Annotated in this window: 9 protein-coding genes; all 9 read right to left on the bottom strand. The window is 63.1% G+C overall.

Annotated features, from left to right (window positions below; genetic code table 11):
• Positions 1–221: 221 nt before the first annotated feature.
• Positions 222–2,735, bottom strand: coding sequence for a fused MFS/spermidine synthase (locus EI969_RS06115; RefSeq protein ID WP_160386555.1), 2,514 nt, complete (start codon positions 2,733–2,735; stop codon positions 222–224).
• 206 nt (positions 2,736–2,941) lie between these two features.
• A complete protein-coding gene (locus EI969_RS06110) occupies positions 2,942–4,522 on the bottom strand; it encodes an arylsulfatase (RefSeq protein WP_160386553.1) in 1,581 nt (526 codons plus the stop codon).
• Between the two features lie 72 nt (positions 4,523–4,594).
• Complete coding sequence (locus EI969_RS06105) at positions 4,595–5,623, bottom strand: HAD family phosphatase (protein ID WP_160386551.1); 1,029 nt, start codon at positions 5,621–5,623, stop codon at positions 4,595–4,597.
• Positions 5,620–7,065, bottom strand: a complete 1,446-nt coding sequence (locus EI969_RS06100; protein WP_160386549.1) for a BatD family protein — start codon at positions 7,063–7,065, stop codon at positions 5,620–5,622. The genes EI969_RS06105 and EI969_RS06100 overlap by 4 nt, the downstream gene beginning before the upstream one ends.
• A complete protein-coding gene (locus EI969_RS06095) occupies positions 7,062–8,642 on the bottom strand; it encodes a VWA domain-containing protein (protein ID WP_160386547.1) in 1,581 nt (526 codons plus the stop codon). Before EI969_RS06095 ends, EI969_RS06100 begins: the two co-directional genes overlap by 4 nt.
• A 1-nt stretch (position 8,643) precedes the next feature.
• Entirely contained in the window at positions 8,644–9,636 is a 993-nt protein-coding gene (locus tag EI969_RS06090; RefSeq protein WP_160386545.1) for a VWA domain-containing protein, read from the bottom strand.
• Positions 9,623–10,213: a DUF4381 domain-containing protein gene (locus tag EI969_RS06085; protein WP_160386543.1), complete on the bottom strand. Its 591-nt coding sequence runs from the start codon at positions 10,211–10,213 to the stop codon at positions 9,623–9,625. Before EI969_RS06085 ends, EI969_RS06090 begins: the two co-directional genes overlap by 14 nt.
• Positions 10,210–11,148 carry a DUF58 domain-containing protein gene (locus tag EI969_RS06080; RefSeq protein ID WP_160386542.1) on the bottom strand — a complete coding sequence of 313 codons (939 nt, stop codon included), beginning with the start codon at positions 11,146–11,148 and terminating at the stop codon, positions 10,210–10,212. The genes EI969_RS06085 and EI969_RS06080 overlap by 4 nt, the downstream gene beginning before the upstream one ends.
• Positions 11,148–12,128 carry a MoxR family ATPase gene (locus tag EI969_RS06075; protein ID WP_160386540.1) on the bottom strand — a complete coding sequence of 327 codons (981 nt, stop codon included), beginning with the start codon at positions 12,126–12,128 and terminating at the stop codon, positions 11,148–11,150. The genes EI969_RS06080 and EI969_RS06075 overlap by 1 nt, the downstream gene beginning before the upstream one ends.
• Position 12,129 lies beyond the last annotated feature (1 nt).

Here is a 12,129-nt window from a genome sequence, read left to right as displayed (position 1 = left end):
ACTTCCATGGTCCAGGTGCGATTGCCGTGCGGCGCGCGTTGAAGCTTGGTGCAGCTTTGCCGGATGGCCGGCGTGTGTCAAATGACGGATGCTGTGAAGCGGATGGCCCCATCGCGAGCAAGCTCGCTCCCACAGGTTTCGGTGTCGATCACTACATTTGGACACGACATAAACCCTGTGGGAGCGGGCTTGCCCGCGATGGCGATCTGTCAGGCGCTGCATCACTCCCCGCCAAACCAGCGGTAATACGGATTCCCCGCATCCCCGCGCATCACTTCGCGCATGTCCCTGGCCCAGGCATCACGATCACCGTCGTAGGCATGCAGGCTGGCGCGGTAGAACTGCATCAGGCGTTGCTGCTGGGTATTCATGCGCTCGATGAACCCGGCGTCGGCGTTCACCAGCGTGGGCGATTGATGCAGGTCGAGCAGGGCGGGCAGCACTCGGGTAATTTCCTTGGCCCGCACCCACGGCGCGTATTCGATCTTCGGCTGATCATCCGTCACCGCTTGCGCGTCGCCGGCGAAGCGTTCCAGCCCCGCCCGGTCGGTGACCCAGGTCGCCAGCAATGATGCGGCCGACCCGATGCCGACATCCTGCAAGGTGCTGCGCACGCTGTCCTGCTGGAAACGTGCGTTGATCTTCGCCGCATCCAGTTCAATCGGCTCCATCGACCCCACCAGCAGCATCTCGTGGAACTCGCTGGTCCACAGGGTCGCGTAAGGGAACACATCAAGGAAGCTTTGCACCAGTGAGCGCGAATCGTCGATGTTCTGCGTCGGCAGCGGCAACCATTGCGCGACCAGGCCTTGTTTGTTTAAACGGCTGGCGGCCAGTTGGTAGAAGTCCCGGGAATACAGGTTGACCACGCCGGCAGCGGAGGGCGGTGGCGGTTCGAGGGTGATCAGGTCGTAGCGCTGCGGGTTGCGCAGCAGTTCCTGGCGACCGTCACGCAAGCGCACGTCGACACCCGGATCGGAGCCGGCATTGAAGTTGCCCTTGAACAAAGGTGCCGCCTTGACCACCGAAGGCAGCAGTTCGGCGACCACCCGCTGTTCCAGACCGGGGTAGCGGGTCAGGGCGCCAGCGGTGATGCCGGTACCGAAGCCGATCACCAGCGCCGAACGCGGTTCACCGTTGTGGATCAACAGCGGCAACAGGGCCTGGATACGCATGTAGCGCAGCGACGGCATGGCATCGCCGGTGTTGGACACGCCCTGGATATACAAGCGCTGGAAGGTGTTGCGGCCCTTGCCCTGGCTGACCACGGCGACCGTGCCGCCGCGTCCTTCCTCATAGAACGTCAACGTACCGTTGCGTGCACCGGGCAGCAGGCTGGCAAGTTTGTCGACCGGGGTGAACACAGCGAAGGCCACCGACAGCAGGCCTATGGCGACCACAGCCTGGCGCCGGCCTTTCTTGACGCCGTGACCCTTGCGAACGGCAACGTAGGCAATGGCGGCAGCGATCACGGCCAGCAAACCCAACGTGCGCACCAGCCCGAGCAGCGGGATCAGGACAAAGCCGCAGAGCATCACACCGACAATCCCGCCCAGGGTGTTGAACGCGACGACTTCGCCGACATGCCGGCCCACGTGTTCGCGACCGACACTCAAGCGCAAGGCCAGGGGAAACGCCGCGCCCAGCAGCAGGGTCGGCACAAACACGATGCACAGGGCGGCGACTGCAAAACGCGCGCTCATGCCGGTGAGCTCATTGGCACCCAGCGCCAAGACCCAGCTTTCCGCCAGGCTCTGGCCCAGCACCAGCCAGCGTCCGAGCACGGCGATTTCCAGCAGGGCGATCAGGCCGGCGCCGGCGATCAACAGGCCGAACACGCCCCAGGGATCGCGCAGGCGATCGACCCGACGGGCCAGCAACATGCTGCCCAGAAACAATCCCGTGAGGTAGGTCGCCAGCACCACGGCGAACGCGTAGGTGCGGGTACTCATGAATTGCACGATCGATTGCGACCAGACCACTTCGTAGCCCAGTGCCACGCCGCCGGCGATCGAATACAGCCACAGGGCCAAGCGATCCGGGGCTTTTTCACTGTGATGTTGCACCGGGGCATCGACGGCTGCCCCGCGCTGGCGCTGGAACCACAAGGCCCCTGCGGCCGCCAGCAGGTTGAGCATGGCGGCGGCCAGCGCGCTGCCGCGAACACCGAGGGTGGCAATCAGAACGAACGCGGCGAGCAGGGTGCCCGCGATGGCCCCGGCGGTATTCGCCGCATAAAGCTGCCCGCCGGCCTTGCCCAGATGTCGCGGATCAGAGGCCAGGGAGCGCACCAGCACCGGCAGGGTGCCGCCCATCAACAGCGCGGGAATGCCCACCAGCGCGAACGGCAGTACCCAGGCCAGCAACCCGACGTGTTCTTCCAGCCAGGCGAACGGGCTCGCCGCCAGGCTCATGGCGAAGGTCGCGCCGACACCGAGCACGGCCACCAGCACTTCCAGGCCGGCGTAGAGCAGGAACGGTTGCTGCATCCGGTCCGCCCAGCGGCCGAACAGCAAGCCACCCAGGGCCAGCCCGGCAAAAAACGCGCTGATCCCGGTGGTGATGGCATAGACCTCGACGCCCACCACCAGCGACAGCTGCTTGATCCACAGCACCTGATACACCAGCGCCGCGGCGCCGGAGACGAACAGCAACAGGGCGGGGATCAACAACGCAGGGGAGGCGACTTGAGGGGCAGGTATGGCCGACGACTTGCTGGCGACACGTGAGGTCATTGCGGATTGCCTTTGCAATTCAAGAAAACTGCGACTGTGCGGGCCTCATCGCGGGCAAGCCCGCTCCCACACTGGATCTTCGGTACGACAAAATCCCTGTGGGAGCGGCGGTGCGGCGATCCGACTTGCCCGCGATTGGGGCCAATACAGTCACAAGTCGAAAACAGTACCGCTCGCCGGTGAAGGCGAGCGGCGGTCCAGCGGTCTTACTGTGCAGCTTTCATTTTTTCAGCGATTTTGGCGTCTACCGCAGCACGGATCTGGTCGATGCTGAAGCTGGCCGGTCTCTGGCTAGGTGGATATTCGATGAAGGTCTGCAGGAACGTCGCCGATTTTTCGACGGCTACAGCCGCCAGGTAGACGTTCTTGGTTTGCCAATCGTAATACTGATCGGACACCACGTCGGCACGTTCATACGGGTCCATGCGCAGGTTGAAGATCTTCGGTACGCGCAAGCATACGAAGGGTTCGCTCCAGACCTTGAAGCCGCCCGGTGCACGCTGTTCGCAGAACACGGCTTTCCAGTTGTCGAAACGCATCGACACCAGCACGCCGTCATCGTTGAAGTAGTAGAACTCCTTGCGCTCACCCTTGGGCGCCTGGCCGGTCAGGTAGGGCAGTTGGTTGTAACCGTCCAGATGCACCTTGAAGTTGTTGCCGCCGGAAGTCGGTGCCCAACCCTTGAGCAGCTTGTTTTTCACGTCGGCATCGCCAGCGGCAGCCAGCAAGGTCGGGAACCAGTCCATGCCCGAGAACATCTCGTTGGACACTTCACCCGGCTTGATCTTGCCTGGCCAGCGGACCATTGCCGGCACGCGGTACGCGCCTTCCCAGTTGGAGTTCTTCTCGTTACGGAACGGCGTGGTTGCCGCGTCCGGCCAGGAGAACTGGTTCGGGCCGTTGTCGGTGGTGTAGACGACGATGGTGTTGTCGGTGATTTTCAGGTCATCGAGGGTTTTCAGCAGTTTGCCGACGTCGCCGTCGTGCTCGATCATGCCATCGGCGTAATCGTTGCCGGGCATGCCGCTCTGGCCCTTCATCGATTCACGCACGTGGGTGAACAAGTGCATGCGGGTGGTGTTCATCCAGACGAAGAACGGCTTGTCCGCCTTGGCCTGCTTCTCGATGAACGCTTGTGCGGCGGCGGTGGTTTCGTCGTCGATGGTTTCCATGCGCTTGGTGTTCAGCGGGCCGGTGTCTTCGATCTTGCCATCGGCGAAGCTGTGGATCACGCCACGCGGGGAGTAGGCCTTGACGAACGCAGGGTCGTCCTTGGGCCAGTACGGACGCTCGGGTTCTTCTTCGGCGTTGAGGTGATACAGGTTGCCGAAGAATTCGTCGAAACCATGGTTGGTCGGCAGGTATTCATCCTTGTCGCCCAAGTGGTTCTTACCGAACTGACCGGTGGCGTAGCCCTGGGACTTGAGTGCCTGGGCGATGGTGATGTCGCGTTTTTGCAGGCCGACCGGTGCACCCGGCATCCCGACTTTCGACAGCCCGGTACGCAGCGCCGACTGTCCGGTGATGAATGTCGATCGCCCGGCGGTGCAGCTGTTCTCCGCGTAATAGTCGGTGAACATCATGCCTTCTTTGGCGATGCGGTCGATGTTCGGAGTCTTGTACCCGACCACGCCCATGGAATAGGCGCTGATGTTGGTCTGGCCGATATCGTCGCCGAAGATCACGAGAATGTTGGGCTTTTCAGCGGCCCCGGCGGTTGCCGAAAACGCCATGACCGTAGTCGCCACCAGGGCGAGTTTCGGTATCCACTTACGTATGCGAGTCATCTGACTGGCTCCTTATGCTCACTTGCGTCGCGTACTGCGACAAACGTTTATTGCGGTCCTGCATTACGTCTTTTATTGCACTTGCTCGGTTGTGGCGGCATCGAACGGGTAGATCCGACGCCATTCGGACGCCATGTCGACGACCGTCCAGCCACGTTTGTTCGCTTCGTCCAGGGCTTTGTCCAGGCGGCCGATCTGCGACTGCCGGTCGTAGGCCCATTCGCGTTTGGCGTCGGTGTGATGCACCAGGCCCATGAAGCGTTTGCCGGGACCGGCGGCGGTCCACTGAAGCATTTGCAGGTCGCCGTCGGAGTTGCCGAAGGCGAGGATGGGCCGACGCCCGATCACCGCGTCGATGCTCACCGGTTTGCCCGGGCCATCGTCGTTGTGGGCCAGCTTCGGCGTGCGCAGGATCGAGGCCTTGCCATCCTTGTAGTCAAACGTTGTGACGAATGTGGTGCCGATGACCTGCTCGGGTGGAATGCCGTAGACCTTCTCGGCGAAGGCGCGCATGAACCCGGTGTCGCCGCCGGAAACGATGTAGGTCTTGAAGTCCTGGCCGCGCAGGTAGTCGAGCATCTCCAGCATCGGCTGGAAGATCATCTCGGTGTAGGGCTTGCCGGTTTTCGGATGGCGGGCCTGGCTCAGCCAGGTCTTGGCGTAGTCCTCGAAGGCTTCGGTGGTCATGCCGGAGTGGGTCGCAGCGACGATTTTCAGCAGGCCTTCCATGCCGGTGGCGGCCAGGGCCTTGTGATCGTTTTCCAGCACTGCCTGGAACGGTTGGGTGGTTTTCCATTCAGGGTGCTGCGGCGCGGTGCGCTTGACTTCCTCGAGAGCGAACAGCAGCTCGAAGTACATCGGCTGCTCGCTCCACAAGGTGCCGTCGTTATCGAAAACGGCAATGCGGTCCTCGGGTTTGACGAAGTCCTTGCTGTTCTGGTCGGTGACAGCCTGGACGAATTCAATGATCTGCTTTTTCGACGGGCCATCGTTCCACGAGGGCAGTGGCTCGGCGGCCTGCACCAGCAACGGCAGGCTGAGCGCCAGCGTCAGCAGGAAACTGAATGCGCGGTGATGGCGCAGCGATATCGAATTTGTCATGGGAAATCCTTCTCGTGAACGGGGTTGAGCGGATGCAGCGCTGGTGCGACAGATTCCCTGTTACGTTCGGCCTGATTATGCAGCGTAGACAAGGATTGCCTGATTTGGCGCAGCGCCTGATCTTTGGTGGGCTCACGGCCGTAGCAAGCGCGCAGGAACGTTTGCAGGCGTGGGCCGAGGTTCGTCAGTTTGAGGCCCTTGCGGCTGCGCCGGGTCCACAGGTACAAGGCGCTGAGTTGCGTCGGTTTGCCCTCGATCTGCGCCGGGATCTGCCGCCACGCGTAGTCGGCGGAATCGAGCCAGGCGGCGTGTCGGGCGCGGCGTCGAGCCTGCCAGTTGAGGTAGATGCGATGCACGAGCGGGCGACTGAACCAACCCAGTGCCACCACCGCCAACACCAGTGCCAATAGTCCGAACCAGTGCCCGGAAAGGTGCAGGCGATTCTGTTGGCCGAGTTTTTTCAGGTCTTCGGTGATGGAAAAAACCGGCTTGTAGGCTCTGTTGGCCGCCGCGTCGAAGGTCACGGCAGGCACCATGGCCGTGCGGGTTTTCTGGCTGCCGGCGTCCCACCATTTCAGTTCGACGGCTGGCAGGCTGTAGTGGCCTTGCTGGTCGATACGGTAGGTCACGCTGTCGATGCGCTGGCCACCATTGAAGTTGCCGCGACCGTCATCCAGATTGCGGATCTGCGGCGCTTTCGGATAGCGGCTCAGCCCCTTGATGGCGTCCAGCGTCGGTGTCGGCAGTGCCATGGCCAGGGCACCGTCGGCCTGCAAGGTCAGTTCCCGGGTGATGCTGTCGCCGACCTTCAGCGGCGTGGCCGAATGGATGGTCTTCTGGGTAAACCGCAGTCCTTGAGCCACCAGTACCGCCTCACCGGGCTGGAACCCCGGTGGTTGCGCGGCGTTGAAATGCAAGGGCTGGCTCTGGGCGCTGAGTGCCTGACTGGCCTGCCCCGGTGTGGCTTGTACCGTCAGCGCCGGAATGTCGAAGCCCTGGGCCAGGTTCGGGGTGATCAGGTAGCTGTAGCGCATGCCGCTGAAGGATTGGCCGTCGAAGGTCTGGTTGATGTGCTCGGCATGGCCGTCCGGCGGCATCACCAATGCGCCGGGCAGTTTCAGGTCGGGCAGGGTGGGGGCGCTGGTGAACCAGGTGTCGGTGAAGACATCGAGTTGCAACTCGACCAGGCTGCCGACCATGACGGGGTCGGCGGGTTGCAGGGTGGCCTGGACTTTCAGTTGAGGTTCATTACCCCAGGCTGCGAGGCTGATCAGGCATAGAAGCAAGGTGCCAATTGCTGCGGTGGTTGATCTGACGCCATCGCGGGCAAGCCCGCTCCCACAGTTGATTGAAGTGATTCCCACCATTTGTGTGCGACACAAGGCCCCTGTGGGAGCGGGCTTGCCCGCGATGATGGCGACTCGGTCTTGAAGGCTGATCATGGCTTGGCCCCCGCCTGATCCTGCAGGCTGAATTTCTGCTTGAGGAATTTCGCCGGCGACGTGGTGAGGTTCTGCAACCACTGCTCATCCGATGCCGCTTGCTGGGTCTCGACCTTTTTGCTTTGGCCTTTGCCCGGGGCCTTGTCCATCTTGATGTCGTCGGGCTTGACCTCCGGCGCGTTTTTCTCGGCGCTTTCGGTGTCTTTCTCCAGGGCGATCGCCAAGGCCAGGTTGGCCGTGGCTTCGGGGAACTGTGGTTGCAACTTCAGCGCCTGCTGATAGGCCGCGATGGCCTGATCGAACTTGAATCGGCGCACGTAGATGTTGCCCAGGTAGAAATACGCCTGCGGCGTGTCGAGGCGCGCGAAGCTGGCCAGGGCCAGGTCGAAATCGGCCGCGTTGTAGGCGGCTACGCCTTTCCAGTACGGATCGACAAACAGCGCCGCCGCCTGAGGGTAGTGCTGATGTTCAAAGGCCCAGCGACCTTGCTGGTCACGGGTGAAAAAGGCATCGGTCAGCGCATTGGCCTGTGCCGGCGCCGGTTGCAGACCCAGGCCCACCGCCAGCAGCAAGCCAGCCATCCAGTTCACGCTCCAGCCCCTGCGGACGCTGAAGAAGGCGATCAACAACAGCGGCCAGCACAGCCAGTAACCGGCGTCTTTCCAGTGCAGTTCGCGCTGCTCGTCACTGGCTGACTGGAAGTGTTGCTCGGCGTGCAGTTCGATCCAGTCCAGGTCGTCATCGTTGAGGGTCAGGCTGCCCAGCGGGGCATCGACGGCCGAGGCCAACTGCTTGAGGGCGTCCTGGTCGAAACTGCCGAGTTGCGGGCGACCGTTGCTGTCGATGCGAGGCTGGCCGGCGGCATCGTGGATGATCCCGCCGTCGGTGCTGCCAGCCGCCAATATCAGCACCTGCAATGCGCTGTCCGCCAGTTGCTTGTCCAGGCCTGCCAGCGCCGAGGTGTCGGCGCCATCGGTGATCAGCAGCAGGGTGCCGGGGGTTTTTTCGGCGGCGAGCAGGCGCTTGGCCTGATCGATGACCGCGCTGACATTTTTTCCCGGTTTTCTGATCAGGTCGGTGCTCAGGGCCTGTATGAAGGTGTCGAGCAACGCCGGGTCGTCGGTGGCGGGCAACACCAGGTGCGCGCTGCCGGCATAGGCAATCAAGGCATTGCGCGAACCGGCGCGGCGCTGGATCAGGTCGTGGAGCTTGTGCTTGACCGCTTCCAGGCGACTGGGCGGAACATCGCTGGCGTCCATGGAGGGCGACAGGTCGACGGCAATAATCAGCGGCGCGCGGTTTTCCAGAAAGTCCGGCCGATCCTGTTCCCAGGTCGGCCCGGCCGCCGCAACGGAACCCAGTACCAGCAGGGCACAGAGCAGATGCACCGGACGCAGGCGTTGATGGTCCTGCGCAGTGATCAGCAGATGCGGCAGCAGGTGCGCGGCGATGTTGCTGCGCAAGCGCCGCTGCAGATCCTGATTGCGCCGCCACAGCAACGGCAGCAGCGCACCGAGGAGTGCGAGCAACAGCCACAGGGGGCGCAGGAAATGGAAGTCGCTGAGGTTGATGTCCATGTCAGGCCTCCTGCCGTTGGCGCGCGAACATCAGGCGCGGAAGGAGCAGGGCACCCAGGTGATAAATCGCCAGCAGGGCGATGGCGGCGCCCAGCGGCCACCAGAACAGATCGCGTTTGGGCTGATGGCTGAGGGTCTTGACCTCATGCGGGGTGAGTTTGTCCAGGGTGCTGTAGACCTGATCCAGGGCGGTGCGGTCTTCGGCGCGGAAGAAGCGTCCGCCCGTGGCCTGGGCAATGTCCTGCAAGCCTTGCAGGTTGACCTTGGCTTCGCCCTCGGCATTCGGGTCGCCAATGCCGATGGTGTGGATCACCACGCCTTTGGCCGCGGCCATGGCGGCGGCGTGGTCCGGGGTGATGGCGCTGCTGGTGTCGTTGCCGTCCGTGAGCAGGATCAGCACTTTTTCCTGTTCGTGGGCCTGGTCCAGCAGTTTCAGGCTCAGGCCGATGGCGTCGCCGATGGCCGTGTTGGGGCCGGCCATGCCGATGCCGGTGTCGTCCAGCAACAGTGACAGGCTGGCGTGGTCGAGGGTCAACGGCGCCTGCGGATAGGCCCCGGTGCCGAACACGATCAGACCGATTCGATCTTCTTTGCGCTTGTCGATGAACCCGTGCACCACTTCCTTGACCGCGGCCAGGCGATTGATCTTCTGGCCGTTGGCGTCGGTGAAATCGGTGGTTTCCATCGACTGGGAAATGTCGATGGCCAACATCAGGTCACGCACTGGCTGCTGGCGTTCGATGGGTTTTTCCACGAACACCGGCCGGCTCGCCGCCACCAGCAACAATGTCCAGACCAGCAGATTGAGGAACAACTGCCAGCGGTTGCTGCGGGTGCCGGCCTGGCTCGGTGCCTGGCCGACGGCACGGCTCATCGCCGCGAAAAACGGTACGCGCACGGCGCTGCGCGCTTCACGGTAATCGGGCAGGTAGCGATAGCCGAACCACGGCAGCGGCAACAGGATCAGCAACCAAGGGTAATCAAGCTGCCACATGATGACGCTCCACCCAGATTTTGCAGGTGTTGAACAGTTGCTGGCGCTGGTCGTTCGGCAGGGCCTGCAATGTTGCGTCAGGCGCATAGGCGAGCTGCGCCAACTGTTGGCTGAAGTCGGCGGGCAGCGGCTGTTTGCTGTGCCGCTGCAAAAACGCCTGCCAGTCCCCATTCCCCAATGCGGCGGGCCCCTGTAGGAGCTGGCTTGCCAGCGATGGCGGTTTGCCGGCTGATATCAATGTTGAATGTGAATGCCTTATCGCTGGCAAGCCAGCTCCCACAGGGTTTGTGTGTTGTCGGGAGGGCATCGACAGGGCCACGCGTTTGAGCAGCTCCGGAAGTTCGCGCAACGCGCTCAGGTCATTGCTGCGCTGCTGCAATTCCTCCAGCCGCAGTAACGCCTCGCGCCGATAACGATCGCGCCGCCATTGCCAGTACCGCCGTGCGCCTGTGACCACCAGTGTGATGATCAACAGTGCGAGCAACGCCCACCAACCCCAGGTTTGCGGTGCGTAACTGACCGGCGCCGGCAGGGCCATTTCCTTGAGTTGGTCGATGCTCGGGATGTCGGGATTCATCGACGCCCTCCGGCGAGTTTGCCCAGTTCGGCGCGCAGTTGTTCGTGGGCCTCTGTGGCCGTGCTGAACATCATCAACGGCACCTGGCTGCGGCGCAGCAATGTCGCGACATCCTTGAGCCGGCCGCTGAGAAAATCCCCGAGTGGCTGGTGCACCTGTTGCCGATCCACCGCCAGCTCCACCTGCAATTGCCCCTGGGTGATCAGCAAACGACCGTTTTTCGGCAGGTTCAGTGCCAGCGGGTCATAGACCTGCATGGCGATCACATCGTTATGGGCCGCCAGTTGCCGCATCAGTTGCAAGGTGCGTTCGCCGGCGCCCGCGAAGTCGCTGACGATGCAGATCAGGTGATCGTGACCGGCCACGGCCAGGCAATGTTGCAGGACCTTGTCGAGCTGGTCTTCGCCTTCGGCGTCCGGGTTGGCGGCATTCAGTTCCTGGTTCTGCCGGGCGATGCGGCTGCACAGTGCTTCGATGCGTTTGCGACTGCGCAGCGGGGCGATGCTGTCGATGCGTTGATCGTTGAACACCAGTCCGCCGACGCGGTCGCCGGCGTTGAACACCATCCACGCCGCCAGGGCGCCGAGCTCGGCGGCGACGGCGGATTTGAAGCTGCGTTGCGAGCCAAAGAACATCGACATGCGCTGGTCGACCAGGATCAGCGCCGGGCGGTCGCGCTCCTCGGTGAAGGTTCGCACCACCGGTTTGCCGGTGCGCAGGGAGGCGCGCCAGTCGAGGTGACGCAAATCGTCCCCCGGCTGATAGCGGCGCAGCTCATCGAAGTTCAGGCCCCGGCCACGCAAACGCGAAGCGTGGTTGCCGGCCAGGATGCTGCCCTGGGGCTGACGCGCCAGAAAACTCAGGTCGCGGGCCTTGAACTCCAGTGCCATCAATTGCGCCAGAGAGACATACACCAGGCCATCGACGCTGTTCATCAGGCCGGAACCGCCACTTTATCGAGCAGGCGGTCGAGCACCTGGTCGGCGCTGACGCCGTCGGCCACGGCGTCGTAACTCAGTTGCAGGCGATGGCGCAGCACCGGGTGCACCACGGCGCGGACGTTGTCCGGCGACACGAAGTCCTGCCCCTGCAACCAGGCATCGGCGCGGGCGCAGCGATCCAGTCCGATGCCGCCACGCGGGCTGGCGCCGATGTTGATCCAGCGGCCGAGGTCGGCGTCGTAGTCGGCCGGGTGGCGAGTGGCGTTGATCAGGTCGATCAGGTAGCGGTCGATGGCCGGCGATACGTGCACGGCGCTGACTTCACGGCGCGCGGCGAAGATCACGTCCTGCGACAGGGAGAAGCCCGGCACCGCAGCCGTCCTGGCGCCGAGTGCCTGTTCTTCTACACGCAGCAGACGCAGCACCTGGCTTTCGTTTTCCGCGCTTGGGTAATCGAGCAGCACCTTCATCAGGAAACGGTCCATCTGCGCTTCCGGCAGCGGATAGGTGCCTTCCTGTTCGATCGGGTTCTGGGTGGCGACCACGATGAACAGCTCGGGCAATGCGTGGCTGTTGCCGGCCACGGTGATCTGGCGTTCTTCCATGGCTTCCAGCAATGCCGCCTGGACCTTGGCCGGCGCACGGTTGATCTCGTCGGCCAGGATCAGGTTGCCGAACAGGGGACCTGGCTGGAAGCGGATTTCGTTCTTGCCTTCGACCTGATGCAGCACCTCGGCGCCGGTGATGTCCGACGGCAGCAAGTCCGGGGTGAACTGGATGCGACTCATCTTTGCGTCCAGGTGCCTGGCCAGTGACTTGACCGTGCGCGTCTTGGCCAGGCCAGGCAGGCTTTCGAGGAGCAAATGCCCGTTGGCCAGCAAGCCGACGAGCATCTGCCGGATCACCTGGTCCTGGCCGAGCACCGCTTCGGCGATGCTGGCTTGCAGGGCGTTGAGGTCGTCGAGTGCGCTCATG

The organism is Pseudomonas sp. PB101, assembly GCF_009764265.1.
Taxonomy (GTDB): domain Bacteria; phylum Pseudomonadota; class Gammaproteobacteria; order Pseudomonadales; family Pseudomonadaceae; genus Aquipseudomonas.
The sequence above is the reverse complement of the archived record's forward strand: the minus strand, read 5'-3'. Positions and strand labels throughout refer to the sequence as shown.